Here is a 26,518-nt window from a genome sequence, read left to right on the forward strand (position 1 = left end):
TTTCTCGAAAGAAGAGACCCGGTAAAAATTTGCTTTATTGTGAATTACTGATTTCATATTTCGTCTGGGTCTAAACCCACATCTTCCATTTGCGCCTGGGAGAAGACATCTTCAAAATCAGAATCTCCACTAGAAAGAATTTTGGCAGTGATAAAGATGAGGAGGTTCATCTTCTGGCCATCTTTTTCCTTGTTACGGAAAACCGCTCCTAGACCTGGAATCTTTTGCAACAAAGGCACCTTCCTTTCTTCTTCAATCGAGCTTGCTTGCAACAATCCACCTAGACCCATAGTGTATCCATCTTTCAGTGATATTATAGTTTCTGTACGGCGCGTAGAGATAATTGGAATACTTGCTCCACTTGCTCCACCGAACTCACGCTCACCGGTGCGGCTACTTACTTCAGGGTTAACTTTCAGCGTAATAAGACCCTCATTATTGACCGAAGGCTTAACTTTGAGAATCACACCGATGTCTTTGTAATCAAACCCCGCCACCTCGAAAGATCCACGTTCTTCATTATATTGGTAGTTCGGAATAGGGAACTGCTCGCCGATTGAGATTTCAGCTTCCTGGTTGTTTAGAGTTACCACGGTTGGATGCGATACCAAGCGACTGTTTCCCTGCGTTTTCAGCGCACTGAAAATGTAGCCGATTTGACTAATACTGAAAATCGCGTTTGTCGTCCTCTGCAAATCTCCTCCGTGAACAAGATCGGTCAAATTGCGAATGGCACTTTGCTGAAGGTTGGTGTCCGAGGCAGTTGAGGCATCTAGCAAAGTTTGACCCGTTAAATTATTGACGAATTGACCGCTGCGCGATTCCGGCACACTCGAAATCGAGGCATCGTCAACTGAAAGATCTACTTCACCGAAATTGTCTCCTATGGTGTTCTCAGTGCCTCGAGTGTTGTTTCCAAGCCGAGTATCTAAGTTAGAGTATCCACGTGATATTCCTCCAGCTTTGACTTCGAACTCTTCCAAGCTATTCCACTTTACACCGATTTTGGAAACGTCCTGATTTGTGACTTCCACAAATCGGGTTTCGATCATTACTTGCAGCGTTGGCTTGTCCAGTCTCTCAATCACTTGGCGGATCGTTGACATGCGTGATTGTCTTTCCGTGACAATCAGACTATTTGTTCTAGCATCTATTTGCACACGCCCACCCTTTTCAGCATCAATCATGTTGGCAACGGTAGCCGCAATATCGCTGGCTTCCGCATAGTTGAGCATGAAAATATCTGTAATTGGAGGCTCAAAATTCAAAGTATCGTTAGAGATAATCTGAATAATGTTCCCTTCCTCTATATAGGTGTACTCTGTGGTCTCCAAGACTACTGAGAAAATCTGCTTCCAGGACACATCGCGTAACTTAATGGAAGTCGTCCCTTGTAGACCCTCAGGAATAACAATGTTGAGCATATAGAGATCAGCTACGTTACGTAGAACTGTTCTAATTTCCGCGTTTGGAAAGTCGACCGAAATCATATCGGTATCACCCAACAAAAGTTCCCTATTCAATGGGGACGTACTCAAACCTCTCCCGGTATCCGTGCTTGGACTCGACTCTTCAAACCTCGGGGTGGAGTAGTCGAATTGCCTACCAACGTCAGATTCCCTAGGAGAATCCGTACTAACGTCCGACTGGTCGTTCTGTCCGTATGCCGCGATTTGCAGGCATCCGAAGAGTATAGTGCCAAACATTAATCGTTTTGCAGTGTTCATATCTCTCTACTTTAGTTTAATCTCGATCTCTGCATCTTCCATACGCAGGCTATATGCGTTTCGAATAACCCTTACTATTTCCAAATTGTATTTTTTTTTCTTATACTCTATAAAAATCGTCCCACCGGACTTTACCTTGTCCTGATTAAAAATCAGGTAATACTCGCCCCCTACTGCGAATATCCCAGTGGGGTTTACATTCTCGGCTAGCATAGGAATCAATTCATGTGCGGAGACTTTTTCCTCAACTACTTCCTCCACAACCTCAATGACCTCTTTCGAAAGGTCGAAAGGGTCCCCGATTGCAACCAGAAGCTTCTCGTCCGGTAGAGCTACACGCTTGCTTAAAAGGCGTTTCGCTATTTCTATTTTCGCCTTACGAACTTCTGGTTCTTTGACAACCGAGTACCCTGATGCCGCAAATCCTAACATCAGTAAAATGGTTACAATCTTGTAAGTACTAAATTTCATACGGAACTAAGACGCTTTCTTCCCGAGTATTAAAAAAGATACATCCATGGATAAAAGCTCGTCGCCACCAGTTGATGACTTCGACAGCCTGAACTTCTCCAATTGGTAGAAAGATGGACCTCCTTCTAAAGCTCTCATAAAATAAACCAAATCTTGATAAGTTCCGTTGACTCTCATATCGTACCGTATCTTTACATAGGCATCCACGATCGGATTCGGCATCTTATGCTTTTTCTGATCTACGTCTTCCGTTACGATCTCAACTTGTTTTAATTCGCTTAGAGAAACGTTCGTCGATGTTTCAATATTGAAGAAGTAATTGTAGTTTGTGGCTAACTCCTGTGACTGAAACATTCTCTCATCCAGCTCTGAGATCTGGCTCTTGACTACTTCGATATCTTCCTCCAAGCCAGCGCTGTTGGTGAGATTCCTCAACATAGTCGAAATACGAATGTCGATCTGCTCAATTTCCGATTCCAAGTCCGGCTTTTTATCCTTGTGCAAAACGTAAACCGTCATGCAGGTGGCGGTAACAACCCCTGAAATCGCGATTACTAGGTTCTTCCTAATCGTCTCTATCAATCGCTCAAAATTCATGCCTATGATTTCTTTTTGGAGGTGTCGCCTTCCTCGGGATTTACTGCTTCTAAATGAAACTTGATCAGGTCAGTGCCGGATTCCCTCTCCACCGAAACTTGATTGATGTCCGCATAGCGATCTTTCAACGAATCTACGTTCCGAAGCTTCTCCATATAATCTTTTAAAAGCGAATCTGTCTCCTCGCTTGCCACGACGAATCCTTGAAATACTGCTTTTTCATCAATGTAATCAATACTCAGGAGTGACATACCTGGGCTAAGGCTTTTGCCCGAATCGAGTATTAGGTCACTAGCGGCCAACTGTTTTTCTTCAAATGTATTTATCTCATCGATACGGTTTTCTTGCGCAAGAAAGAGATTATTCATCCTTATCGCTTTTACATGAAGGGCCTGGCGTGCGGCTATTTCAGCTTTTCCTTCTTCAATCTTTTTCCCAAGCGAGTAGATGGTATATTCTTGGAATCCTACGTGCATAACACTCATCAGGGCTATTGTTACCGCTATAGCCGAAATGAAGAAAGTTGTCCTGACGGTTTTTATATCAGGCAGAGATTGACGATCACGAAAGTCAGGACGCCAGTTCAGCTCTGCCTCTACTTGGACCTTCTTGTCCCACTTCTTACTCATGCGGCAACCTCCTCTTTATCAAAAGTGCAAAGACTTGAGAAGAGCCCCAGCCAAGAGGAATCTACCATTTCCCTAAGCTCATCACTTGCAAAACTGACGCCGACTGAATCGAGCCATTCTCTAACATCGAATTTCAAAGACTCTAAATTCAGGAACTCTCCCATGCTTCTTTCCAACCGATTCATCTGAATAGATCTTGAATTTGCGTGTATCCAATTAACCGATTGTCCGGTTTGAACTTCGTAGTAGCCAATTGATGATTGAAGCTCACGTAGGAGCTTTCTTATGATTTTTTTAGAAAAAGTGCTAAAATCGAAGTCCTTAGAAGAAAGCAATCTAATCGCTGCATCTTCATCCTTAAGGTTCAGCTCCAACTTCAGTGCCTCTGCAATGTCCTTTGATCCCATATCGATTCGACGGGATATCTCGATCCCGTTGGCTCCAATTATTACGGCGTTTGCAGAACGCTCATCCAATTCAAGCAGGAGCGCAGGGAGCTTTGAATCCTTCCACTTTAAAGCGTCTTGAACCGCTCCAAGCATGCCAACCGTGCCCAACTCCAATCTCTTGGGGTATATCGCATGCTCAAGCATTGATTGTTGCAGCTCGTTTATGTCTCGGTGAGGAACCCCGCATATGAGCACTTCCTTGCGACCAAATTCTCTGGGGTCCAATTCCTGACCCGTTTTAGGGGAAAGACAATGGGCCACCAATTCAGGAGGAGCGTTTTCGATTTGTTCGTTAAGGAAATTGAAGACGAACTCCGTTTCTTTCCCTTTTGGAGCGTCAATCACTACCTGTCGAACAACCCGGCGCTCCGGATACACCACACAAGTGCCATTCAAGTAGCCATTCGTTTTCGCGCCGCAAAACTTTCTTACCGAGCTAGCAATTGCCTCTGAACCTTCGCCAAGCTCTACTTCCTCAATCGCCTCAATCGTTGGAGGTGCGTTGAACGAGCTTACCCGAACCATCCTAATGAAGGCGGGAAGATACTCTACTATGTAATCCTTTTTACTTGAGGAAATCATGTCTGGATTCCCCGAGCGAATATCCGCCCAGATGGTATACTTAAACCCATCGACTCCTCATTTCCTAAATTGAGACGAATAGAGGGAAGTTATCCTCATTTTGAGCCTTAGGCCGCACCGCTGAGTAGGCCATTGCCCTCAAGGGAATCCTTCTCTGACGAAGAAAGCCCCCGCTTCCAATCGAGAGTATGACCCGATCCACCTCCGTTGATTTGACATAGCGACTTTCTAAAACAGTAACGGGCTTACCTTAATCCTAAAGACGCCCCGAGATCTTGGGGGACTGAGTACCAGCCTAAAAATCGAAGCCAAAACGCGGGTTACTTTCTCAAAACCCAAGTCCCCAAAAAGCATTGGTCTATAAAAAAGCCCGGACCGTTAAAAAGTTCGGGCTTTGAAATTTCTCGTTTTCGCATGTCAGCACAAGACATCTTTTACACTGCGCGAGACCTCAATTGGGACTCTGTAGGATTACACCAATCTACCAAGCCTTCTTCTTATGACGATTCGACTTCAAACGCTTGCGGCGTTTGTGCTTCGACATCTTAAGACGACGTTTTTTCTTTAGATTACCCATAGAATGATATCTTCAACTTTTTGGAAAAGCCCGAGAAAGTGATGTGTGCCCTAGACGCTGTAAAGAAGAAACGACACTTTATTGCCTTACAAACAGGGTAGATCTCAACCACCCTAGCTCTCTTCTGGCTTGACTGTCTAAAGCCAGGGTCACTTTCCAAAATCTCCATTTACTGACGCCATAGGGGAATTAACCTCGAGGACCCTTGAATTGATCCAGTCTTTTCAAGAGCGTTTTGAATCCCTTCGGCAGCGGAGCCTGAGCCCTCGGACAGGGTTCGTCCAGAATTTCAAACTCAACGGAAACAAGATGAACGCAAAGTGCATCGTAGATCGGGTTTTCCGGCGAATTCCCCCGCCGAAAACCCTTCTTAATCATCGACAGAAAAATGCGGTCGCCTTTCGCGTATTCCGCTTCTCCCACGATGTTCAGACCTCTCTCTGCAGCATGGATTCGTACCTGATGCACTCGCATGTCTCGGGTCTTCGCCTCCCAAAGCTGGTAACGCCCGAAGCTTCTCAAGTACTGAAAGCGGGTTTCGCACTTTTTCCCAGTCTTGTGGGAAACGAGCATCTGCTTCCCATTTGAGTGAGCGGCAATAGGCAAATCACAAATGAGTACGCGTTCCTCGAATTCCGTACTCGCAAGAAAGTGGTAGCGAAAAACGATCTGGCGCGAACCAAAGGCGTTTCTCAGCTTCTCCTCCCACTCCTCAGTTTTAGCGTAAAGGAGAACCCCGCTCAATTCCGCATCGAGTTTGAATACGCGAAAAAGACCTTCTAATCCCAAGGCTTTCAACTGAGGCTTCTCATTGAGGAGCTCCCTCCGCAAAGCCATTGATAAATCCGGCTTACCTGCATTCCACTCATGTCTAAAACAGGCAAGCCCTGCTGTCTTGTTAATAGCGAAGTAACCCGGATGATCTACGAGCAACGGGAACTTGACTGATCGCTCGCCCAAGTAGCGTTCTGGGAAGGAAATAAATGGAGCGGTGTCGGGCATTCGGTTAAAAAAAGAGCCCCCATCGCCAAAACGTGGGAGCTCATAGATGGGAGGAGGAAAAAAATGTCTTACTAAGCCACGAGCAACTTCGCCATCGATGCCTTAGTGCGGCTCGCTTTGTTGCGATGAACTAGATTCGTCTTTGCCGCTTTGTCCATGGCCGATATATAGTCAGTAGCCGCCGCCTTGAGCCCTTCCTTGTCGCCGGACTCCGCGAGCGTCTGAACCTTCTTAGCCAACGTTTTTAGACGGGTCTTGCGTGCACGATTGCGCAGCGTACGAGCGATCGTCTTACGGTTGTTCTTCTGTGCTGACTTGGTATTTGCCATTGGGGGGCGGATATTTCGCCAATTTCCTTCCGTGTCAAGGCATTTACACGAGATATAGCGAGGCTTTTACAGGGTTGAAATTGGATTAGCCAAGCTCGTGGTGTTGGAGAAGTCTAGCCACTCTGAGTTTCCACGCAGCTCGAGCCATCTACTGATCCGCATAGGACCCATCGCTGTCCAGGTTCTTCAAGTTCAAATCATAGTGAAACGCCGCGTTTCCGGTTAAAGTAATGTTTTCACCCACCGCGGCTCCCGAAACGTTTCCGTTCCCCTTAATCTCTAGATCAGCATTATGAGCGTAGAGAACGCCGGCAAAATCCCCGTTGCCCGCCACCTTAATTGACTGGCCTGCACCCGATGCCGCGGTTCCCCAACCTAGAAAGCTTCTGGGTTTTGCTCGTCATTCAAGGCTCCCCGCCCCGTGAGATCCAGGTCCCGGATCCATCAAAAACGTTAGACCAAGTGCCCTTATAAAAATTCTAGCTCCGGAGCCTATAAGCCGGATTCTGTACGCTGCCGAAGCAGGGCCACGTTCATTTATCTGTCCCGCACGAATGCGGAACCCTTTCGAAAAAGGCGCGACATACCCGGGGCATAAAAAACGGGCCGCTCTGCCCCCTATTTTATCTTGCGTCGGATTGGGCTTGCCCTGCCCGCCCGATTGCTCGGAGCGGCGGTGGGCTCTTACCCCACCATTTCAACCTTACCTTCCTTCACCAAACAGATCTCCCGAAAGAGACCTGCCCGCCGAAGCCTTGGCGAAGGTGGGCGGTGTATTTTCTGTGGCGCTATCCATCGACTCGCCTTGAAGCGAGCCTTCCCCGCTTTCACGAGGAATCCTGCCCTGTGACGTCCGGACTTTCCTCTCCACTGCCTGCGCTGAACGAATTCATTAAAGAACGGCGGAGCGAACGTGTGGCTCCGAAGCTAGGCGTCGAAATAAAGGATGCGTCCGCAATTGTCGCAAGTGGTAATTTCGTTACCCTTCATCACCTCAACCTCAACCGAAGAAGAAACCCGCATGTGACAACCCTGGCACTTGGCGTCTTTTTGAGCGACGATGATGGGAAATTTCAAGCCTCTAGAGACACGCCGGTATACGGAGAGCATTGGCTTTTCAATACTTGCTTCAACCTCAGCCAGCGCTTGCCTTGCCGCATCGATCTCGCTCTTTAAATTCGCCTCTTTTTCATCCAATCGGCCTAAAAACCGCTTTTCCGCTTCAATCTTCTCGCGGCAAACCGCTTCATCTTCCCCTTGCTTCTTACGTGCCTCATCCAGCCCGTACAGGAGTTCGATTTCTTTTTCCTCAAGATCGGATATCTTTGACTGAGTCAGCTCGATTTCATGAGTCAGAGCCTGGTACTCATCGTTCTTTTTAACAAGCAGTTGCTGGTTTTTGTACTTAAGCAACTGTTGTTCAACATCGCCCATCTCCGTTTCGATCATCTTCCCACGGACTTCCAGCTCCTTGACAAGTTGCTTTCCCGCCGCGATCTCAGCTTCAAGATCTGCTTTCTTTTTCTGTGTCGACGCTTTTTCAACCGGCAAATGGGCCAAATCGCGTTCGATCCGCTGCAAATTCATGTCCCGATCCTGGAGGATCAGCAGGCTAGTAGTGCAATCTGTGGCCATATATACGGCTAAGATTGGAGGGCTATAATTTCAATCCGTCAAGGCGCATCGATACCAAATTCCTAAATGTAATACATCTCCTGATTTTCACGCACGGCAAGGTCCGCCAAAGTGATCGAACGCACACTCTCTTCAAAACGCTCCTGAATTTCAGCCCACGCCTTCGCAACCGCTTCTCCCGAATCCCCCGAAACCCTCGAAGACTCCGAAAACATTTCGCTCTCAATCAAAAAAATCACGTCGGAGATAGAAATTTGGACTGGGGTTCTCGCGAGCAAATAGCCTCCTTGCTTCCCCCTCCGACTCTCAACGAGTCCTCCGTTACGAAGTTCACTCAATATTTGGGCGAGGTATTTCGCCGGGATTTTTTCCACATTGGCCAGCTCCTCGATACTGGAAACGCCAGAACCTTCATACCGCTTCGCTAACTGGACCAAGGCGCGGCACGCGTATTCTAGTTTCACGGTCATTTTCATCAATTCCGACTATGCTGGAGACCTCTCGACACCCAATCGAGTACAAAAGCAAATAAACCCCTTCAAAGCGGGCTCTTTCGACCCAAAAAACCCAGTAGGTGGATATACACGAAAAAGGTCCTTGCACGCCTTCATCCAGACGATTCTATTGCGCGTTTTTATCATAGAAAAAGGTTGTGATCGCCTGATCAATTTGAAACCTTTTACAACGACAAAAGCTACTATATGGATTCCCAGACCGACGCCGAAAATATTCCCATAAATCACGAAGGCTCCGCAAGCTACGACTCCTCGAATATTCAAAAGCTAGAAGGCCTAGAGGGTGTGCGCAAACGCCCTGACATGTATATCGGTGACACGAACGAGCGCGGCCTTCACCATTGCGTTTTTGAGGTAGTAGACAATTCCATTGACGAGGCTCTCGCCGGGTTTTGCAAAAACATCAAAGTCTCCATTCACTTGGATGGCTCCTGCTCCGTCGAGGATGACGGGCGCGGCATTCCGGTAGACATTCACCCTAAGTATGATATGCCGGCTCTCGAATTGGTGCTTACCAACCTCCACGCAGGTGGAAAGTTCGGCAAAGGCGCCTACCAGGTTTCCGGTGGCTTGCACGGTGTGGGAGCCAAGTGTGTCAACGCCGTTTCCGAGTGGTTTGAGGCAGAAGTTCGCAAGGATGGCAAAATCCATCAGATGAGCTTCAGTCAGGGTATCACGACCAAGAAACTCGCGGTTGTCGGTGAAACCAAAAAGACCGGCACAAAGATTAGCTTTAAGCCGGACCCGGTTATCTTCTTGGAAACCCGAACTTTCCATTACGACATTCTCGCCAAGCGTCTGCGCGAACTCGCTTTCCTGAACCCTGGAATCCACATAACGGTCAGTGACGAGCGTTCCAGCAAAAGTGAGAATTTTCAGTTCAATGACGGTATAGCGGAATACATTCGGTTCCTGAACCGCTCGAAGAACGTCCTCCACGAAGATCCCATTTCTTTCGGCGATACATTCCCCGATCCAAACGACCCTGATGGCCCCGCAACCGGAGTCGATGTATCGCTGCAGTATAACGATTCCTACAACGAGCAACTGTTTGCCTACGCCAACTCGATTTTCAATATTGAGGGAGGCACCCACTTGTCTGGATTCCGCACCGCATTGACTCGCGTGATCAATCAATTTGCTAGGGCCAACAATTTGCTCAAAGACAAGGATCCAGCCATCACTGGCGACGACGCTCGCGAAGGACTCGTCGCGGTTGTATCCGTTAAAGTTCCCGAACCCAGATTCGAAGGACAGACCAAGACCAAACTCTCCAACTCGGAAGTCGATGGCATCGTACAGAAGATCGTGGGCGAACGTCTGAAGTACGTCTTCGAAACCGACCCCAAACTCGCGAAAAGGCTTATCGACAAATGCCTCAACGCAGCACGTGCCCGCGAAGCCGCACGAAAGGCGCGGGAAACGGTTCGTAAAGGAGCACTTTCAGGAGGAGGTCTTCCCGGAAAGCTCGCGGACTGTTCTTCACGGAAACCGGATGAGAGTGAACTTTACATCGTGGAGGGTGATTCCGCGGGTGGATCCGCCAAGCAAGGTCGTGATCGCCGGACCCAAGCTATCCTTCCCCTGCGAGGTAAGCTGATCAATTCTGAAAAGGCGCGGATCGACAAAGTTCTTTCCAACAATGAAATCCGAACCATGATCACCGCAATTGGCTGCGGCATTGGGGACATTGAGGGGGATCATGGCTTCAAAATTGAGAAAGCCCGATACCATAAGATCATCATCATGACGGATGCGGACGTCGACGGTTCTCACATTCGTACCCTGCTTTTGACATTCCTATACCGCCAGATGAAAGAACTCATCGAAACGGGATACGTCTACATCGCCCAGCCTCCCCTATACAAAATCAAGCGGAAGCGACGCGAGCAGTACATTGACAACGACGAGCAACTCAACCGAATCCTTCTGGAACTTGGCACTGAGGACGTAAAGATGACCCGTTTAGACGACGGACACATCTTCAATCCTTCTCAAATTGACCAGATCGTTGAAATCTTTGCTCAGCTGGAGCGAATTGGCGGTGCAGTATCCAGACACGGCGCTTCGCTCAGCGAGTATCTGGAGCAGTATTCAAAAGAAGAGTACACGCTGCCGCGCTATCTCGCACGAGTACGCGAAGGAAACGAGGAGTTCTACACTTTCCTGACCACCGAGGCTGAACGTGCCACATTTGTGCAAAACGCGGGAATCGGCTCCGAAGAGCTTGATAGCGAAAACGCGACTATTACCATACAGAACGACGAGGCAGGCACCTCCAAGCGGATCTCGTTATTCGAGATTTTCGAGGCAAATGAAATGTCCAAATTGATGCGAGAGATCGAAGACATAGGGCTCGACCCAACCCATTTCCAGCCATCGGAAACTCCGATCTACACGATACTGGAAAACGAAGGGCAGAAAAACGAGAACACGATCGAAATTTCCTCGAATATGGATATTCTCAATCAAATTCGACTCCTGGGACGAAAAGGCCTGTCCATTCAACGATATAAAGGTCTAGGTGAAATGAACCCCAAGCAGCTTTTCGAAACCACGATGGACCCAGAAAAGCGACAACTACTAAAAGTGAATATCAATGACGCCGCCAAGGCGGATGAAATGTTTACGATCCTTATGGGTGAAGAAGTCGCGCCACGAAGGGCATTCATCGAAGACAATGCTCTAAACGTCTCTTACCTAGACGTCTAGTACCTTTCAATTTACGTAATCAATAATTAGATACGCATGGACCCAGCATCCGAACGCATTTCTTCAGCCAGCATCACAGACATCATGTCGACGGCCTACATCGATTATTCGATGTCAGTCATAGTCAGTCGAGCTCTGCCCGACGCCCGGGATGGGCTCAAACCTGTTCAGCGACGCATTCTTTACGCAATGTTTCGCGAAGGCCTGCTCCACAACCGGTCATTCGACAAATGTGCCGGCGTTGTTGGTGAAGTACTAAAGAACTATCACCCTCATGGCGATTCCTCCGTCTATGACACTCTCGTTCGTATGGCTCAAAAGTGGGTTATGCGATATCCCCTGATCGATCCCCAAGGCAACTTTGGATCTGTTGATGGCGACTCTGCCGCGGCTTATCGATATACCGAATGTCGGCTAACCAATATTGCAGAGGACCTTCTTCGGTGCATCGACGAAGACACAGTCAACTTTGTCGCTAACTACAAGGAAAGCACCACTGAACCTGATGTGCTTCCTGCGGGACTACCGAATCTTCTCATGAACGGTTCAACGGGGATCGCAGTGGGGATGGCTACCAATATTCCACCCCACAATCTTGACGAGCTTATCGACGGGATCTGCGCTCAGATAGATAATCCAAACATCGAAATCGACGAGCTCGCTACATACATCCAAGGTCCGGACTTTCCAACTGGGGGCCAAATCGTTGGCCGCAAAGGCATCGACGAGTACATGCGCACGGGTCGAGGCATTGTTCGCATTCGCGGCATAATGCGAAAAGAGGAGATGGACAATGATCGCGATCGACTCGTCATCACCAAAATCCCCTACAATGTTAATCGTGCAGTCCTTGTGACAAAAATCGCAGATCTCGTTTCCTCAAAGGACATTGAGGGGATCAGTGATCTCCGAGACGAATCAGACGAAAACACTCGTATTGTCATCGAACTGAAACGGGGCGAATTCCCTGAAGTCATCATGTCAAAGCTGTTCAAGAAAACAGCGCTTGAAAGCAGCTTCGGCGTCAATCTCCTCGCCTTGGACAATCATCGTCCCAAGCAGATGAACATCAAGGAACTGATCAATTGCTACATTGATCATCGCCGCGATGTCATCTACCGCCGTACCGCATTTCGACTCAAAAAAGCGGAAGACAGGGCCCATATCCTCGAGGGATACAAAATAGCTCTCGATAACCTAGACGACTTCATAAAGATCATTCGGTCTTCCGTAAATCGCGATGAAGCGAAAGAGAGGCTGCAAGGGAAGTATCCTCTTTCCGATCGACAGGTTGCTGCGATTCTCGACCTTCGACTCTACCAGCTCACCGGTATGGAGCGAGGCAAGATCGAAGAGGAGTACGCAGAGCTCATCAAGCTGATAGAAGAGCTGCGAAGCATTCTGGAAAGCGAACAGAAGTTGCTCGAAATCATCAAAACCGAACTGCTTGAACAGAAGGAGAAGTACGGGTCCCCTCGGCGCTGTGAAATCGTTCCCTACGAAGGCGACATTTCAAAAGCGGACATGACCCCTCGCGAAGGCTGCTTCATCACCGTTTCCCACAAAGGATTCATCAAACGTACTAGCGATAGTGAATACCGCACCCAGAAGCGAGGCGGGAAAGGCGTTCAAGGCGGTAATACTTATGACGAGGATTTCATCGAGCACATATTCACCGCTAATACGCATGACTACATTTTCTTCGTCATGAACAATGGTCGCGTGTACGTGGAAAAGGTATACGAGATTCCCGAAGGCGCCCGAACCTCCAAAGGTCGCTCCATCGCACGAGTTTTCCAATTGCAAGAGGGGGAAAAAATCGCCGCTATGATTTGCCTTAAGGAAATAGTGGATACGCATCACTTGGTAATGTGTACCAAGAATGGGGTCGTTAAAAAAACTAATCTGATCGACTACAAAAATTTCCGCCGCGGAGGGATCATCGGAATCAATATTGATGAAGGGGATGACCTTATCTCGGCCAAGCTAACAAGTGGTGAGGACGATCTAGTCATCATAACCCTGAAAGGCCAAGCAATCCGATTTCCGGAGACCGACTTGCGCGACCAAGGCCGCGCCACTCGCGGGGTCCGTGGAATACGCTTGAAAGAGGGCGACGAAGCCAAAGCGATGGAGGTCGTCAACAACGAAAGGACTCTCCTCATCTGCGGCCTAAGTGGACAGGGGAAGCGGACGAAGTTCGAAGAGTATCCGACTCAAAAGCGCGGAGGGAGTGGAGTTATTGCAGCCCGAACTTCAGGCGTTTCCGGAGCGTTGACGGTGTTTGAGTCGGACGAAATGATGATGCTAACGAAAAATGGTCAGGCTGTCAGGACGAAGGTGTCTGGAATCAGCGTGATTGGCCGAGCGACCAAGGGCGTCCGTTGCATCAATTTAAACAAAGGAGACCTCCTTCTCGGAGTTGCGCGGATCGTCGAAGTTGAAGACGATGATGGGGAAAGCCTCTAGAAATCGATCCCACGCGGAATCTTGCCAATCTCGTCAAAGATAAGATATTTTACATTTCATATGGCCTGATTCACCAAAATCGCCTAACGGAAACCCCTAGTTAAGCGTGTTTTAGCCGTTTTTTCTTGCTCAATCTGGAGCAGTTTGAACTGTTTAACAGAACTTCCATGCGTCTTGTAGCCTCAGTTCCTGCACGTTTTGAGCCAGGCGTAATCTAACGACAAAAAATTTAAAACCCCTCTTTTCTGTAAGGAAACGTTTTTCTTCACAGGGATTCTGTGTCTCTGGTTCTTAACAGTCCCGCGGAATCTGTTGTTCACAGAAAAATTTATAACTAACTCATAACTACTACAATGAACAAACTACTAAAAACTACGCTCGCAGGTCTACTGCTAGCAACTCCTGTTATACACGCGCAGATCGAACTGAGTGATAACCTGTCAGTCACTGGTTTCTTGGACATGTCCGCAGTGGACGTGAACAGTGAAACTGGAGAAGACAGCTCATCGTTCAATCTCGACCAAGCAGAGATCGACTTCCTGATCGATTTCGACGAAATCACCGCTCAGATCGACCTGAATTATCTCGGTAACAACAGCACCGAGGAATTCGATCTAGAACAAGCGTTCATAACCTACAACCTTGGAGACGGAGCCAATATCGAAGCGGGTAAGTTCAACAGCTATCATGGCTGGGAAACAGTGGAGCCCACTGGGCTATACCAGTACTCATACGCCTACGATCTAGCTCCGAACAGTATTCCCTTGTTCCATAACGGAGTGCGTTTCAACTACGGAGACGATTTTGTGAATTTAGGTCTTTCAGTCGTTGACTCCGTCTACGGACCTGATGGTTCAATCGGAGATAGCGAATACGGAGCGGAAGCAAAGATCGTTATTTTTCCAGCTGATGGCCTTACCGTCTACTTGGGATTCGCCAAGGACAAGGGCGCAGATGCAATTGAAGATAAGGACCTTATCAATTTTTGGACTTCCTACGAAATCGGTAACATGACCTACGCTCTGGAGTTCAACGACTACGACATGGGTGCCAATATAACCGGAAGCCAATGGCTATTGATGGCGAACATGGGAATCACCGACAATTTCGGGATCACCGCTCGTGTGAGTGAAGACCAGCAAGACTGGGCTGGCGGGGACACCGCTACCAAATTCACGGTCAGCCCCGGCTGGTCTGTGAATGACAATCTTGGAATGCTCGTTGAGTTGAGCCAAACCGACCTCGGAACTGAAGGTACCAACACAACCATTGCATTTGAAACGATCTTCACTTTCTAGTTCAATCGTTTTAGAGGTGAATTGAAGACAAAAGAATTTACAATGCCCCTTCGCCTCGCGAAGGGGCTTTTTCGTGTCCTGGATTTCTGATCTCTCTCCAACCATGGCCCCTACTAAATGTCACGCCTCGCATTTTTGTGCCAATAGCCAAGCAGTGCCCATAATTGATTCCAATCTCGCCAAAGGTACTATCAAAATCGTAAGCGAGAATTCAGTCGAAACAAAAGCGGCCCTCGGCCTGATTCGCGACCAATTCTATCGAGCAATCACCCTACCGATTGCCGATCTTCGGAAGTAAAGTTGGGTGGACTACCGTGAAAGGCGGCCGTAAGCCCTACTCTTCGCTTTGCGAGACGCGTTCTTCTCTTCCTCCTCAAACAAACGCGAATACATGTAATTGAAGCCCTCAATTTTCTTTCGCGCTATTTTTTTCCCCACATAATGCTCGATCGCACCGGCGTTTTTCAATTCGTCCTCAGTCAATAGCGTGAAGGCATCCCCTTCCTTTTCTGCACGGCCAGTTCGACCAATTCGGTGAACATAATCCTCGGCGTTTAAGGGCACATCGTAATTGATGACATGTGTCACCCCCGCGATATCTAGACCGCGGGCAGCGATATCAGTTGCCACCAAGACTTCGAACTTACCCGACTTAAACCCCTTTAATGCCGCTGTGCGCTCACCCTGCGCCCGGTCCGAATGCAGCACCCCAACTGAGTGTTTCAGCCGCTCTAAACGCCTTGAAATTAGGTCAGCGTTCAGTTTCGTTCGGGTGAAAATCAACACGCTCTCAAATTGCGTCTGCTCTAGCAGCTTGATCAACAAATCGTACTTTTGCTGCTCCACGACGGGGTAGAACGCGTGGGTCACCGTTTCCGCAGCCGAACGGTTTCGTCCAATCTCGATCACTTCCGGATCGTTCAGAACCCATTTCATCATCGATTGAATCGCCGCTGGAATGGTCGCAGAGAAAAACAGGGTTTGCCTTTCCTTCGGGCACATCTTGATGAGGCGGCTCACATCCGGTAGAAAACCCATGTCCAGCATTCGGTCGACCTCGTCTAAAATCAGCACCTGAACATTTTTCAACGAAATATTCCCTTGACCTATGTGGTCTAACAATCGCCCTGGCGTAGCGACGAGAATATCCACTCCTTTCTCGAGCATCTCCTTCTGACGCCCGTACTTTACGCCTCCATAAACTACTCCCACTCTAGTCTTTGAGTGTTTAGAATAGCTTTCCAATGCGTCTACCACCTGCTGAGCCAGCTCTCGAGTCGGCTCGAGTACTAAACATTGGATGCGTTTACCCGGCTCAAGCAGATCGAGTGTTGGCAGTCCAAATGCAGCTGTTTTTCCCGTTCCTGTCTGTGCAGATGCGATAATGTCTTTCCCCTGAAGGATCAAGGGGATCGCTTTCGCTTGTACGGGTGTTGGTTTCTCGAACCCGAGTTCACCAATTGATTGTAATAGAGAATCTGAAAGGCCTAGACCGTTAAAGGGCATTTTGGGTATATGATTACCCAATTCCTTCTAAGCAAGCCCTCCCTTCGACAAACTGCTGTCTGCTTTCAAAAAACTCTAACTTGTTCAGAGCCTCTCTCAATCCTGGATGACACCAAATTAATTCGACACAGACCTCGCGCTCGTCTTGTCCTTGTAGACATATTTGACGCCATCCGATGATCGACCGACCCACACCACCGCCAATTCCTGAAGCCCTGAAAAGAGCTCGCGAGGATTTCCCTATCTTGAAGAGAGAAGTCAGCGGGAAGCCACTTATCTACTTAGACAACGCCGCCTCAACCCAGAAGCCGCAATCAGTGATCGATGCCATCACGCAATACTACGCCTACGAAAACTCGAATATCCATCGGGGCGTCCACTTACTAAGTACCGAGGCCACCGCAGCCTACGAAAACGCTCGAACCAAACTCGCGGCCTATCTTAACGCTAATGATGAATCGGAAATCGTTTTTACTCGAGGGGCTACTGAATCGATAAATCTCGTCGCTCACTCTTTTCTGGCGCCTCTTGTTTCAGCGGGCGACGAAATCCTGATTTCCCACATGGAGCATCACGCCAACATAGTTCCCTGGCAGCTCCTTTGCGAACGAACAGGGGCGGTCCTCAAAGTAGCACCGATTTTTGATAACGGTGATCTGGACACGGATTCCTATATTTCCCTTATGGGACCTCGGACCAAACTGGCAGCGATTGTCCATGTTTCCAATTCGATCGGGACTGTAAATCCAATAGAGAGAATTATCGAGGCCGCCAAGGACAGGAGCATTCCCACACTAATAGACTCAGCCCAGTCAATTCAGCACATGAAGCTGGACGTCCAGGTGCTCGACTGCGATTTTCTTGTTTTTTCTGGGCACAAGATGTTCATGCCAACGGGCATTGGCGGCTTATACGGAAAACGCGCCAAACTCGATAGCATGCGGCCGTATCAAGGCGGTGGAGACATGATTGCGCACGTTTCTTTCGATGGAACCACCTTTAAAGCACCACCATACAGGTTCGAAGCGGGAACCCCTCACATTGCAGGAGGCATTGGTATCGCGGCTGGCATTGACTACATCGAATCAATAGGGAGAGATCTGATCCACGACTACGAGACTCAGCTTATTGACTACGCTGCCAACCGTTTGAAATCTACTGCCGGGGTAAGGCTAATCGGCGAGCCATCAAATCGTGCTGGAGCTATATCATTTGTCATGAATGCCGCCCATGCCCATGATATTGGAACCATCCTCGATACTGAGGGAATTGCCGTGCGGTCCGGTCATCATTGCTGTGAGCCATTGATGAAGCGTTTTGGTATTTCAGCGACGGCCCGTGCATCTATCGCTCTTTACAATAATCACGAAGATATCGACGCTCTCGTTGAATCACTCGGCAAAGTCCATCAGCTATTCGGGTAGCGGCCTGATGAATTCGGAACTGAAAGCTCTCTACCGTGATACGCTTTTGAAGCACAGTCGCGAACCAAAGAATAAACGTGTCTTGAAGGACGCGGATGCCTACTTTGAACTGAAAAACCCTCTTTGCGGCGACCTCATCACACTTTACCTTAAGGTTTCCCAAAGGATGGTTTCTGAGGCTACGTTCGAGGCTCAATGCTGTTCCATCTGCATGGCTTCGGCTTCTATGTTGACCGAGCAGATTACTCAATCCGACATCGAGGGAGGAATCGACTTCGCCGACTCGCTAATCGAGTCGCTTTTGCAACCAGGTTTTTCAATCGCTACTCTTGAAAATGAGGACATACAGTCGCTGGCGGGAGTGAAATCCTTTCCCAGTCGCATTAGATGTGCGACGCTTCCTTGGGAAGCCTTCAAGGGAGCAGTCTCTCGATTAATATGATTCAGCTCCGCAACCTGAAGCTCCAGTACGGTGAGCGCTTCATCTTTCGAGATGCTACCGCCTCTATTGGCAACAAGGATCGAATCGGACTCGTCGGCTCCAATGGAGCAGGAAAAACCACGTTATTGAAAATTCTCGCCGATCAAGAGGAACTCGACGGTGGATTTGTCGACAAGGCAAACTACGTTACCATTGGCTACCTGCCCCAAGACGGGATAATTGCAGCAGATAGGTTCTTATACGAGGAAGCCGAATCAGCCTTCGAGAATATCTTAACGCTAACCTCTAAGATCGACGAAGCCAACACACTACTACATTCCTTAAATACAGACTCCAAGGATTACCACGAAATACTCGAGCTCATTGGGACATGGGAGCGGGAATTGGAAAACCACGATGTGGAAAAACTCCCCTACCGTATTGAATCCGTTTTGCACGGTCTCGGATTCGAACAGTCCGATATGAAAAAGCAGACCAGCGAATTCAGCGGCGGCTGGCAAATGCGAATCGCTATCGCGAAGCTCCTCCTTGCCTCCCCTTCCCTGCTTCTTCTGGATGAACCGACCAATCACCTGGACATCATTTCCCAGCGCTGGTTTGAAAACTACCTCAAACGTTACGAAGGGGCTATTCTTATGGTCTCCCATGACCGTGCCTTTTTAGACGAGCTTTGTAAGCAGACCTTTGAACTTACCCAAGGAAATCTGAATGTCTACCAAGGTGGTTACTCCTATTTTGAGGAACAGAGCAAAATCAGGAAAGACCAGTTGATTCGCTCGTTCAAGAATCAGCAAAAGGAGATCGAGCGAACCGAGAAATTCATAGACCGATTTCGCTACAAAGCATCCAAAGCCAGCCAAGTCCAAAGCCGTATCAAGGCTCTGGATAAGGTCGAGCGAATTGAGATCGAGACTGAAGAGAACTCGATTGCCTTTTCCTTTCCCCCAGCTCCCCGAAGTGGGCAAACGATCATGGAACTCGAAAATCTATGCAAGTCCTACGGCGACTTGAAAGTGATCCAGAATGCGACCATTCGAATTGAAAGGGGCGATCGGCTTGCAGTGGTTGGAGCAAATGGAGCCGGGAAGTCTACCTTGGCAAAGGTCATTGCCGCGGTCGAACCATTTCAAAGTGGTATCCGTACGCTAGGGCACAATACGATAATTTCCTACTTCGCTCAGCACCAAGCCGACGAACTGGAACCCAGCTATACCGTCCTCGAAACACTCGAAAGAACAAATTCCGGCCAAAACACCACTCAGCTACGTTCCGCCCTCGGGGCCTTTCTCTTTCATGGTGACGACGTATTCAAAAAAACAAGCGTACTTTCGGGCGGTGAACGAAATCGTCTCGCCCTAGCAAAGATTCTTACCCAACAAGCCAATTTCCTAATCCTCGACGAACCAACAAATCACCTCGATATGCGTTCGCAAGAGGCATTGCAGAGAGCGCTCGAGAATTACGAAGGAGCCTTTATTATTGTATCGCACAACCGCGCTTTTGTGGATCGCATCGTAAACAAAACGCTCGAAGTTCGTAAGGATGGCCTTTCTCTGTTTCCTGGTAACGTATCCGATTACCTAAGACATCTAGAAAAATTGGATAATGACAGCCAGCCAAAAGCCAACATCGCCAGTTCCCAATCATCGAAAAGCGTTTCGAAAATTTCCCCGAAAGAAAGGCGCCAGAAAAGGGCGGTATTGGTTACTGTATTGAGTCCATTAAAAAAGAGGGGTTCAGAGCTCGAGGAGCTAATCTCCCAGCTCGAAACTAGCCAGGAGTTGCTGGAATCCAAGATGGCCGATCCTGCTTTTTTCAAGACGGGCGACGCCAGAGAGGCTATGGCTGCTCACGAGCGGGATCGAATTGCTCTGGAGAAGAACTATGAAGAGTGGAGTAGACTCTCAGATCGGATCGCGGCCAAAGAGCAAGAACTTGACGAATTCTCTGGATAAAAGTGCCTCTCAAGATCCACTTACCGCGGGACAGGCATAGCCCTAAAACAATTCTCTCTGCTTAATCTTTTGCCGCTTGGCCCGGCTTCCTTGGCTGCGGCCAATGACCTCAGAAAGCAAAAGACGGTGTTTGCTAAACTCCTTGCAGTAGTAGATCAGCAAAAGAGCAGAAGCAATCGCGTCATAGAGAGCACAATGATAATTCTGCCTACCCACGGGGCAATGTATAGAACTTAGATCGTCAAGTCCTGGCTGCAGATGGTAGCGGCGTACCAAATCCGCCAATTTTAGGGAGTCCTCGGCCCTTCTCATGTTACGATACAAGGTACCCGTATCCAGCCAAGGGCCCCAGCTTACGATTGATTTTCCGTCATCCAGCCAACTCGGGGACTTCCTAGGATAAGGGAATACAGATTTGAGCATGGTATTTTCCGCCGAGGCGAAATGCGCCGCTAGAGGTCCCGACTCTCTAATCGATGCGAATCGCTCCCATTCTTCCTCGAAGGGCATTTCCAATGAGGCTTCAGCAGTCGTGATTTTGTGAATCGACCATTCATTTTTTGGGATCGGGGCTTTAGGCTGACAAAATCGTGTCGCTACCGATTCGATTGAGCTCCCTTTGATCGTGACTATTCCATACTCTACAATTCCGCATTGTAGTCCACCTTCAAAATCGATCACGTGGATCGGGGCTTCGTCCCAGTAGAGTTCCATCTCGTTATGTAAAAAGCTTTATCCCCGCAGTCCTTCCGCGCAATCTAAGACTTCCGATCCTATGAATTTTGACGAATTTGACGAGTTTACGCGAAAGCTCTGCCTAGAAACGCAGAAGACTATACTCTCCTTCTACGAGAATCCCGATATGGTGGTCGAAACGAAAAGCGATCGGTCACCCGTGACCTTTGCCGACAAAGAAACAGAGCGAGAAATCCGTGAAGCCATCCAGGTGTTGTATCCGGAACACGGGATCAAGGGCGAGGAATATGAAGACTTAAACCCAAACGCAGCCTTTACCTGGATCATAGATCCCATCGACGGAACCAAGACTTTTACCGCTGGCTGCCCGCTATACGGAACGATGATAGCTTTACTTTTGGAGGGTGAGCCCATCTTTGGCTGTATCAATTTCCCCGCCCTGGGAAAGCGGATCAGCAGTGATGGTCATTCCACATTCGTCAATGGCGATCTCGTAAGGGCGAAGGCGGACAAGCCACTCGATGAGGCCTTACTCCTGACTACGGACTATTTCGAAGTTGCCAAGCGCCAGAATGGCCGGGCGTTCGAAAAGCTCGTCTCCAAAACTAAAATGACTCGCACATGGGGCGATTGCTACGGCTACTACCTATTGGCCACCGGAAACGCAGACATCATGATTGATCCGATAGCGAATCCGTGGGATGTTATGGCTCTTGTTCCTATAATTCGCGGTTCAGGAGCCACCATCACCGACTGGTTCGGCAATAACCCCGCCCAAGGCAACTCCATCGTCGCTGCCAACACAGATCTGCACAGCAAAGTTGTCGCAATATTAAATTCCTAGCTCCTTTTAGTCCTCTCTTTGCATAGCCAGATATTGCATACAATGAACATTCGAATCTCTCTAATCACTATTTCTTTATTTTTGTCCGCTTGCGGTGGGCAACAGGCAGACATTCACTCCATGGACCGCGAAACAAAGGACTACGAATCCGCTCTGATTGAAAATATGGATCAAGCAGAATTGATGCAGCATCTTAAGCTTTTAGCGTCGGAAATGAATCTCGCTACGAAAAATGGACTCTACGTGGAAATGCACCATATTGAGATCGCTCTTACCAAGGCGTTCAATGCTCTTGAGGCAATAGCCCCTGCTACCGCCAAATCAAATTTGGATACACTCAAAGTCGTTGCGGTGAAAATCCACGGGGCAGGTCACGACCAAAATAAGTCCATGGCGGGCACTCTCAATAAGACTCTGCAGGATCAACTCGAGAGGCTACAGAAGAATCTGAACGCAAATTAGCGCGATCCCTCTGCACTGCAGCAAATAATTTTCGTCCTAAAACAAGGATCCATGAGCATTGTTGGCATAAGGCCCGGGAGGGTTGAAGATGTGCCGCGTCTGACAGAGATATATAACTATTATGTCGAAGAGACCGCAATAAGCTTCGACTTGTAAAAGCACTGTGCTGCTGATCGTGTCACGTCCTGGTTTTCGAAGTACTCATCAACCGGCATTTACAGAATATTCGTTGCCGAGCTAGATGGACTCGTTGTTGGATATTGTGCAAGCAGCCAATTTAGAGTAAAAGCTGCCTACGCCACGTCAGTCGAAACGAGCGTTTATTTGGACAAGGAATACTTCGGAAGAGGAATTGGATCGAAGCCCTATAATGCCCTCTTCGCCTCCCTCATCGAGACAAGCGCTCAACGTGCCTATGGGGTGTTAAGTTGCCGAACACAGGATCAGTCGCCTTACACAAAAATTCTGGTTTTAGGGAAGTTGGAATATACAGGGAAGTCGGGTTCAAACTTGGCAGATACCACGATGCTTGCTGCTTTGAAAAAGAAATCGGCTCCTACTAGAGAGCCTGGGGCGTCACCAATCCAGTCTTTACTTAGCGGTATCTGTAAAGCGCTGTTCACGAATGATAGTAACGCGAATCGTACTAGGGTACTCCAGTTCGTCCTCAATGCGCTGGCGCATTTCCCGGGACAAGCTCTTTGCTTCCAGATCAGAGATAGATTCGGGATCCACCACCACTCTAACCTCCCGACCGGCCTGGATAGCATAGGCCGACTTTACACCCGGAAACGTGTGAGCTAAGTTTTCGAGAGTTTTTAAACGATCAATATACGCAGCGATGGACTCCGCCCTCGCGCCAGGCCTGACCGCAGAGATTGTGTCCGCCAAAATGACCACTCCGGCATAAAGCGATTCAGCTGGAACTTCCTCGTGATGAGCAGCGATCGCATTGACCACCACATCGTTTTCTCCCCTGGCTTTGACGAAATCCGCTCCGACTGCCGCATGGCTTCCCTCGTATTCGCCGTCGATGGCCTTGCCCAAGTCATGGAGCAAACCAGCTCGCTTAGCGACATTTGGATCCAGTCCTAATTCCGATGCGATTATCGAGCATAGCAGTCCAACCTCAACAGAATGCTCAAGCACGTTTTGCGAGTATGAAGTCCGAAATTTTAGTTTCCCCAGCAGGGTTATGATTTCCGGATGCAATCGGGATATCTTAAGCTGGCTGATTGCGGCGTCGCCAGCATTCTCAACGATCTTGTCTACATCCGAACGAGATTCGATCACGAACTCCTCAATGGTTGCCGGATGAATTCTCCCGTCCCTAACGAGACGTTCCAAAGCGTTTTTCGCAATTTCCCGTCTTACCGGATCAAATGATGAGATAAGCACCATTCGAGGCGACTCGTCGATTAGCAAAGTGGTCCCAGTTGCGGTTTCGAAGCATTTGATGTTGCGACCTTCTCGGCCAATGATGCGACCTTTCATGTCGTCATTGGGCAATTGAACGACTGTGGCGCTAATTTCACTGTTTGGCTTGCTTGCGATACGTTGCATGGTCGCTAGCAGCGTCCGATTCGCCTGTCTGGTAAGATCTGTCTCCGAACGTTCGAGAATGTCTTTTCGTATCCGAAGGAGTTCATCGTTGCACTCAACTTTAACCTGTTGCTGCAGCTCTCGCTTGATCTCCTCAACATCCATAGAAGCCAAGTTGGCCATTGTGTGACGGACATTTGCGGACATTTCTTCAAAGCTACGCTTACTCGCCTTAACCTCTTCGAGACCGTCTTCTATGTTCTTTTCTCTCAGCCTTAACTCATGATCAAGGGCCGCTAAGCTTTCTTCATGGGAGCGGATTTCATTTAGCTTCACCTCAATCTCCATCTCCATTTGTTTGGCTTCACGTTCGAGATCACTGCGTTTCTCATCCATATCGAGTTGCAGTCTTGATTGCATTTCCTTTCCGGAAACTTCAGCTTCTCTCTTTGCCAATTCAACGATGGATTCGGCATCCGCTTTCGCTCGATTTCGAGCGTGTCGCGTAACGAGCCGGGTAAAGCTGTAAGCAACCACAAACCCGCCAACAAGAGCAAGAATCACTGAAGAGGTTACATCCATATCAATAAAAAAAGCGAAATCCCGACGGCTGGGTTTTCGCGACTATCTTGACGAAAGCAAATGCCCACAAAAAATCAACGATTGAATTCAATTCGAATCTTAAGCGATTGATAGCGTGGTCTTAAGGAGTTTTCAACTCACTTGAACCTGGCGACAAAAACAAGATATAGTGGTCTATTATCCAACTTTTTAATTCCTAGTCGATTCCCAGTTCCCCCAATCGACTCTCAGACATCACAAAATCGAAATCGACTGAGCTATATTCACACCCACCCTAGAGTAAACTGCCTATATGCATTCACATTATTACGAGAAGCCTTCAGGAACCGAGTAGATTCTATTACCCAATCTGATCCACACCGCTTAAAGCTCTTGATATTCGGGCGTTTAACAGAGGCATGGAACGAATCAATGCAACCGTCGACCGACTTCAAAACCGGTTCGAGACGCTGACTCCCGCCCCCAGAATTTCAAACAGCCTTAAATCCCTCGTAAGGGGAGGAAATATAAACCCTGACGAAATCATCGCTCTCATCCGACTAGAGCCCCTATTGGCTACGCGGATATTGCGAGAAGCCAATCAAGCTCCCAATTCAAAGGAAAAAGGTTATTCAAGCATAGAACAGGCCGCGACTGCCGTCGGATTCGAGCGAATGTATGATCTGCTAGGCATATATGCCTACCAGTATTGCGACGAGGTCGAAACCGCCTCTACTTACAGCCCTGAATCATGGAAACGTGCCATAACTTGCGCGGTCTGTATGGAAAGCCTCGCAGCCAAACACAAACTGGATCCGCATGAGGCGTATTCGATTGGGCTGCTACACTCGCTGGCGAACGCTATAAGCGAGGCTCATGAAGAAGAACTTGACCGACAATTGACCGACCCCTTCGGACACTTGAATTCCCGCTTGAAGAGCTTTGGAAGCGCCGGTTTGAACTATACGCTCTTCAGATTCTGGGGATTTCCCGACAGCTTTACGGATCCTATTCGCTTTCAGTTTTCTCCTTTAGATTGCATCACGACCGGCAAGATGGCCTGCCTGCTAAACCTTTCTAAATGGATCACCGGGGCAATACGCGAAACCAATGAACTTCCCGATCAAGAAAAGGGACCGGATCTTCTCGTGCTAAACCTCCTCGGCGAAGGAGAGCAAACCTTATGGAATTTAGTCACCGATGTCAGCGACTGCCTGCAACGTGCGGAGGCAATGCTTCATGGGGACTACAATCTAGTCTAGAAATCCTTTAGCAGTGCATTGGGGGCCAAAGACAGCAAGCGATGGGGCCTTCCTGGCAGACACCCCTATTCCAGGCCAGACTGATCGAAGTCAATGTCAGGAGTATTAATCAAGAGAGGCAAATCCACCTCCACCATTTTGATTTCCTTGATTATCTCCTCCTTTTCCTCCTTTGGCAGCTCAATTTTAGGCGGGGTTCTCCAATCAAAACCCTGTTCGTCGAACTGCTTCTGGTAAAGCTCGGCAATTGCGAGGTCGGGATTCGGCGGAGGGACTGCGGGCAGTTCCGGCTCTAAATCCTCCGCTAATTCGACGGGAAGAAGTACTTCCTCCCTGTCCATTTCGAAAAATTTCAAGGTGATACTCTTCAAATACGGAGCTGCCATCACCAGAAAGACGCACATAATCAGAGTCGGAATGAGAGTTAATAGCATACCTGGGCCCATCGGCTTGTCGATCTTGCTTCTCCAAATCTCCCGCTTGCTCTCTAGACCCCCTGGTTTTCTTGGTTGAAACTTCATCGTGCTTTAGATTGACCGCCAAATGTGGAACCCTGTTCGCTAATCATTTGCGAGATTAGAGCATTCCTTCCTGGATTTCGCAAGCCTCGGATCATCTCCTCAAACTAACGTGACAACGTTTGAAACCTGGTAAGACTCCATAAATCACGGTTGAAAGATTACATTCCAAAGGTTCTTGGGATCAGGCACCCAATCAAGACCAGGGTCCACCACTTGCGATTCCGCGCTAAAAATCCTGAAAAAAACGTCCTTACTCAAGACGGGATTACGAGTGGGCAGAAATGGATTGCATTCGAAGGGGTTGATCGTAC

At 48.4% G+C, this 26,518-nt stretch carries 25 protein-coding genes, 1 other RNA gene and 1 pseudogene; 11 read left to right on the plus strand and 16 right to left on the minus strand.

All coding sequences use genetic code 11. The features are described from left to right. Positions 1-53: 53 nt before the first annotated feature. The 12 genes from GA004_RS00445 to GA004_RS00500 form a co-directional block, all read right to left on the minus strand. On the minus strand, positions 54-1,727 hold the full coding sequence (locus GA004_RS00445; RefSeq protein WP_283395316.1) for a type II secretion system protein GspD: 1,674 nt from the start codon (positions 1,725-1,727) through the stop codon (positions 54-56). Between the two features lie 6 nt (positions 1,728-1,733). After that, complete coding sequence (locus tag GA004_RS00450) at positions 1,734-2,198, minus strand: hypothetical protein (RefSeq protein ID WP_283395317.1); 465 nt, start codon at positions 2,196-2,198, stop codon at positions 1,734-1,736. Between the two features lie 6 nt (positions 2,199-2,204). Beyond that, entirely contained in the window at positions 2,205-2,795 is a 591-nt protein-coding gene (locus tag GA004_RS00455; RefSeq protein ID WP_283395318.1) for a hypothetical protein, read from the minus strand. A gap of 2 nt (positions 2,796-2,797) precedes the next feature. Further along, entirely contained in the window at positions 2,798-3,424 is a 627-nt protein-coding gene (locus GA004_RS00460; RefSeq protein WP_283395319.1) for a hypothetical protein, read from the minus strand. Further along, the gene (locus tag GA004_RS00465; protein ID WP_283395320.1) at positions 3,421-4,455 is read right to left on the minus strand and encodes a hypothetical protein; all 1,035 of its coding nucleotides are present in this window, start codon (positions 4,453-4,455) and stop codon (positions 3,421-3,423) included. Before GA004_RS00465 ends, GA004_RS00460 begins: the two co-directional genes overlap by 4 nt. Before the next feature lie 481 nt (positions 4,456-4,936). After that, a complete protein-coding gene (locus tag GA004_RS00470; RefSeq protein WP_083794420.1) occupies positions 4,937-5,032 on the minus strand; it encodes an AURKAIP1/COX24 domain-containing protein in 96 nt (31 codons plus the stop codon). Positions 5,033-5,221: 189 nt separating this feature from the next. After that, the gene (locus tag GA004_RS00475) at positions 5,222-6,034 is read right to left on the minus strand and encodes a pseudouridine synthase (RefSeq protein ID WP_283395321.1); all 813 of its coding nucleotides are present in this window, start codon (positions 6,032-6,034) and stop codon (positions 5,222-5,224) included. Between the two features lie 71 nt (positions 6,035-6,105). Continuing rightward, complete coding sequence (gene rpsT / locus GA004_RS00480) at positions 6,106-6,363, minus strand: 30S ribosomal protein S20 (protein ID WP_283395322.1); 258 nt, start codon at positions 6,361-6,363, stop codon at positions 6,106-6,108. A gap of 148 nt (positions 6,364-6,511) precedes the next feature. Further along, the gene (locus tag GA004_RS00485) at positions 6,512-6,703 is read right to left on the minus strand and encodes a DUF7305 domain-containing protein (RefSeq protein ID WP_425492941.1); all 192 of its coding nucleotides are present in this window, start codon (positions 6,701-6,703) and stop codon (positions 6,512-6,514) included. A gap of 139 nt (positions 6,704-6,842) precedes the next feature. After that, an RNA gene (gene rnpB, locus GA004_RS00490) (RNase P RNA component class A) lies at positions 6,843-7,290 on the minus strand. Next, positions 7,291-7,998 carry a zinc ribbon domain-containing protein gene (locus GA004_RS00495; RefSeq protein WP_283395324.1) on the minus strand — a complete coding sequence of 236 codons (708 nt, stop codon included), beginning with the start codon at positions 7,996-7,998 and terminating at the stop codon, positions 7,291-7,293. Positions 7,999-8,060: 62 nt separating this feature from the next. Next, positions 8,061-8,468: an RrF2 family transcriptional regulator gene (locus tag GA004_RS00500; RefSeq protein ID WP_283395325.1), complete on the minus strand. Its 408-nt coding sequence runs from the start codon at positions 8,466-8,468 to the stop codon at positions 8,061-8,063. A gap of 231 nt (positions 8,469-8,699) precedes the next feature. Here GA004_RS00500 and gyrB point away from each other — a divergent pair, with 231 nt between their 5' ends. The 4 genes from gyrB to GA004_RS00520 all read left to right on the plus strand — a co-directional run bounded on the left by gyrB (position 8,700) and on the right by GA004_RS00520 (position 15,290). After that, positions 8,700-11,225, plus strand: a complete 2,526-nt coding sequence (gyrB, locus tag GA004_RS00505; RefSeq protein ID WP_283395326.1) for a DNA topoisomerase (ATP-hydrolyzing) subunit B — start codon at positions 8,700-8,702, stop codon at positions 11,223-11,225. A 36-nt stretch (positions 11,226-11,261) separates the two neighbouring features. Further along, entirely contained in the window at positions 11,262-13,694 is a 2,433-nt protein-coding gene (gene gyrA / locus GA004_RS00510; protein WP_283395327.1) for a DNA gyrase subunit A, read from the plus strand. Between the two features lie 353 nt (positions 13,695-14,047). Next, positions 14,048-14,992: a porin gene (locus GA004_RS00515; protein WP_283395328.1), complete on the plus strand. Its 945-nt coding sequence runs from the start codon at positions 14,048-14,050 to the stop codon at positions 14,990-14,992. Between the two features lie 103 nt (positions 14,993-15,095). Continuing rightward, complete coding sequence (locus tag GA004_RS00520) at positions 15,096-15,290, plus strand: hypothetical protein (RefSeq protein WP_283395329.1); 195 nt, start codon at positions 15,096-15,098, stop codon at positions 15,288-15,290. Positions 15,291-15,301: 11 nt separating this feature from the next. Here the strand turns inward: GA004_RS00520 and GA004_RS00525 are convergent, their stop codons facing one another. Continuing rightward, the gene (locus tag GA004_RS00525) at positions 15,302-16,498 is read right to left on the minus strand and encodes a DEAD/DEAH box helicase (RefSeq protein ID WP_283395330.1); all 1,197 of its coding nucleotides are present in this window, start codon (positions 16,496-16,498) and stop codon (positions 15,302-15,304) included. 176 nt (positions 16,499-16,674) lie between these two features. On the opposite strand from GA004_RS00525, the gene GA004_RS00530 reads away from it, so the two are divergent. The 3 genes from GA004_RS00530 to GA004_RS00540 are packed head-to-tail and all read left to right on the plus strand — an operon-like array spanning position 16,675 to position 20,319. After that, the gene (locus GA004_RS00530) at positions 16,675-17,922 is read left to right on the plus strand and encodes a cysteine desulfurase (RefSeq protein ID WP_283395331.1); all 1,248 of its coding nucleotides are present in this window, start codon (positions 16,675-16,677) and stop codon (positions 17,920-17,922) included. Positions 17,923-17,929: 7 nt separating this feature from the next. Then, positions 17,930-18,364, plus strand: a complete 435-nt coding sequence (gene sufU / locus GA004_RS00535; protein ID WP_283395332.1) for a Fe-S cluster assembly sulfur transfer protein SufU — start codon at positions 17,930-17,932, stop codon at positions 18,362-18,364. Beyond that, positions 18,361-20,319, plus strand: a complete 1,959-nt coding sequence (locus GA004_RS00540) for an ABC-F family ATP-binding cassette domain-containing protein (protein WP_283395333.1) — start codon at positions 18,361-18,363, stop codon at positions 20,317-20,319. The genes sufU and GA004_RS00540 overlap by 4 nt, the downstream gene beginning before the upstream one ends. Positions 20,320-20,361: 42 nt before the next feature. On the opposite strand, the gene GA004_RS00545 is transcribed toward GA004_RS00540, so the two are convergent. Then, positions 20,362-21,033, minus strand: a complete 672-nt coding sequence (locus GA004_RS00545; RefSeq protein WP_283395334.1) for a 3'-5' exonuclease — start codon at positions 21,031-21,033, stop codon at positions 20,362-20,364. Between the two features lie 61 nt (positions 21,034-21,094). Between GA004_RS00545 and GA004_RS00550 the strand changes: the two genes are divergently transcribed. From GA004_RS00550 to GA004_RS17845, 3 genes and pseudogenes are all read left to right on the plus strand, one after another. After that, on the plus strand, positions 21,095-21,859 hold the full coding sequence (locus GA004_RS00550; RefSeq protein WP_283395335.1) for an inositol monophosphatase family protein: 765 nt from the start codon (positions 21,095-21,097) through the stop codon (positions 21,857-21,859). A gap of 42 nt (positions 21,860-21,901) precedes the next feature. Then, a complete protein-coding gene (locus GA004_RS00555; protein ID WP_283395336.1) occupies positions 21,902-22,321 on the plus strand; it encodes a hypothetical protein in 420 nt (139 codons plus the stop codon). Positions 22,322-22,543: 222 nt separating this feature from the next. After that, positions 22,544-22,672: pseudogene (locus GA004_RS17845) on the plus strand (GNAT family N-acetyltransferase); the annotation flags it as partial. Between the two features lie 240 nt (positions 22,673-22,912). Here GA004_RS17845 and rny read toward each other — a convergent pair. Continuing rightward, positions 22,913-24,445 carry a ribonuclease Y gene (rny, locus tag GA004_RS00560; protein ID WP_283395337.1) on the minus strand — a complete coding sequence of 511 codons (1,533 nt, stop codon included), beginning with the start codon at positions 24,443-24,445 and terminating at the stop codon, positions 22,913-22,915. Positions 24,446-24,843: 398 nt separating this feature from the next. Here rny and GA004_RS00565 point away from each other — a divergent pair, with 398 nt between their 5' ends. Continuing rightward, complete coding sequence (locus GA004_RS00565; RefSeq protein ID WP_283395338.1) at positions 24,844-25,686, plus strand: HDOD domain-containing protein; 843 nt, start codon at positions 24,844-24,846, stop codon at positions 25,684-25,686. 65 nt (positions 25,687-25,751) lie between these two features. Here the strand turns inward: GA004_RS00565 and GA004_RS00570 are convergent, their stop codons facing one another. Next, on the minus strand, positions 25,752-26,207 hold the full coding sequence (locus GA004_RS00570) for a hypothetical protein (RefSeq protein ID WP_283395339.1): 456 nt from the start codon (positions 26,205-26,207) through the stop codon (positions 25,752-25,754). Positions 26,208-26,518 lie beyond the last annotated feature (311 nt).

It is taken from the genome of Candidatus Pelagisphaera phototrophica (assembly GCF_014529625.1).
Taxonomy (GTDB): domain Bacteria; phylum Verrucomicrobiota; class Verrucomicrobiia; order Opitutales; family Opitutaceae; genus Pelagisphaera; species Pelagisphaera phototrophica.

Excerpts from the sequence above, each read along its gene's own strand:
- GA004_RS00445 (WP_283395316.1), bottom strand. The coding sequence starts at position 1,727 with ATGAACACTGCAAAACGATTAATGTTTGGCACTATACTCTTCGGATGC.
- GA004_RS00450 (WP_283395317.1), bottom strand. The coding sequence starts at position 2,198 with ATGAAATTTAGTACTTACAAGATTGTAACCATTTTACTGATGTTAGGA.
- GA004_RS00455 (WP_283395318.1), bottom strand. The coding sequence starts at position 2,795 with ATGAATTTTGAGCGATTGATAGAGACGATTAGGAAGAACCTAGTAATC.
- GA004_RS00460 (WP_283395319.1), bottom strand. The coding sequence starts at position 3,424 with ATGAGTAAGAAGTGGGACAAGAAGGTCCAAGTAGAGGCAGAGCTGAAC.
- GA004_RS00465 (WP_283395320.1), bottom strand. The coding sequence starts at position 4,455 with ATGATTTCCTCAAGTAAAAAGGATTACATAGTAGAGTATCTTCCCGCC.
- GA004_RS00470 (WP_083794420.1), bottom strand. The coding sequence starts at position 5,032 with ATGGGTAATCTAAAGAAAAAACGTCGTCTTAAGATGTCGAAGCACAAA.
- GA004_RS00475 (WP_283395321.1), bottom strand. The coding sequence starts at position 6,034 with ATGCCCGACACCGCTCCATTTATTTCCTTCCCAGAACGCTACTTGGGC.
- rpsT (WP_283395322.1), bottom strand. The coding sequence starts at position 6,363 with ATGGCAAATACCAAGTCAGCACAGAAGAACAACCGTAAGACGATCGCT.
- GA004_RS00495 (WP_283395324.1), bottom strand. The coding sequence starts at position 7,998 with ATGGCCACAGATTGCACTACTAGCCTGCTGATCCTCCAGGATCGGGAC.
- GA004_RS00500 (WP_283395325.1), bottom strand. The coding sequence starts at position 8,468 with ATGACCGTGAAACTAGAATACGCGTGCCGCGCCTTGGTCCAGTTAGCG.
- gyrB (WP_283395326.1), top strand. The coding sequence starts at position 8,700 with ATGGATTCCCAGACCGACGCCGAAAATATTCCCATAAATCACGAAGGC.
- gyrA (WP_283395327.1), top strand. The coding sequence starts at position 11,262 with ATGGACCCAGCATCCGAACGCATTTCTTCAGCCAGCATCACAGACATC.
- GA004_RS00515 (WP_283395328.1), top strand. The coding sequence starts at position 14,048 with ATGAACAAACTACTAAAAACTACGCTCGCAGGTCTACTGCTAGCAACT.
- GA004_RS00520 (WP_283395329.1), top strand. The coding sequence starts at position 15,096 with ATGGCCCCTACTAAATGTCACGCCTCGCATTTTTGTGCCAATAGCCAA.
- GA004_RS00525 (WP_283395330.1), bottom strand. The coding sequence starts at position 16,498 with ATGCCCTTTAACGGTCTAGGCCTTTCAGATTCTCTATTACAATCAATT.
- GA004_RS00530 (WP_283395331.1), top strand. The coding sequence starts at position 16,675 with ATGATCGACCGACCCACACCACCGCCAATTCCTGAAGCCCTGAAAAGA.
- sufU (WP_283395332.1), top strand. The coding sequence starts at position 17,930 with ATGAATTCGGAACTGAAAGCTCTCTACCGTGATACGCTTTTGAAGCAC.
- GA004_RS00540 (WP_283395333.1), top strand. The coding sequence starts at position 18,361 with ATGATTCAGCTCCGCAACCTGAAGCTCCAGTACGGTGAGCGCTTCATC.
- GA004_RS00545 (WP_283395334.1), bottom strand. The coding sequence starts at position 21,033 with ATGGAACTCTACTGGGACGAAGCCCCGATCCACGTGATCGATTTTGAA.
- GA004_RS00550 (WP_283395335.1), top strand. The coding sequence starts at position 21,095 with ATGAATTTTGACGAATTTGACGAGTTTACGCGAAAGCTCTGCCTAGAA.
- GA004_RS00555 (WP_283395336.1), top strand. The coding sequence starts at position 21,902 with ATGAACATTCGAATCTCTCTAATCACTATTTCTTTATTTTTGTCCGCT.
- rny (WP_283395337.1), bottom strand. The coding sequence starts at position 24,445 with ATGGATGTAACCTCTTCAGTGATTCTTGCTCTTGTTGGCGGGTTTGTG.
- GA004_RS00565 (WP_283395338.1), top strand. The coding sequence starts at position 24,844 with ATGGAACGAATCAATGCAACCGTCGACCGACTTCAAAACCGGTTCGAG.
- GA004_RS00570 (WP_283395339.1), bottom strand. The coding sequence starts at position 26,207 with ATGAAGTTTCAACCAAGAAAACCAGGGGGTCTAGAGAGCAAGCGGGAG.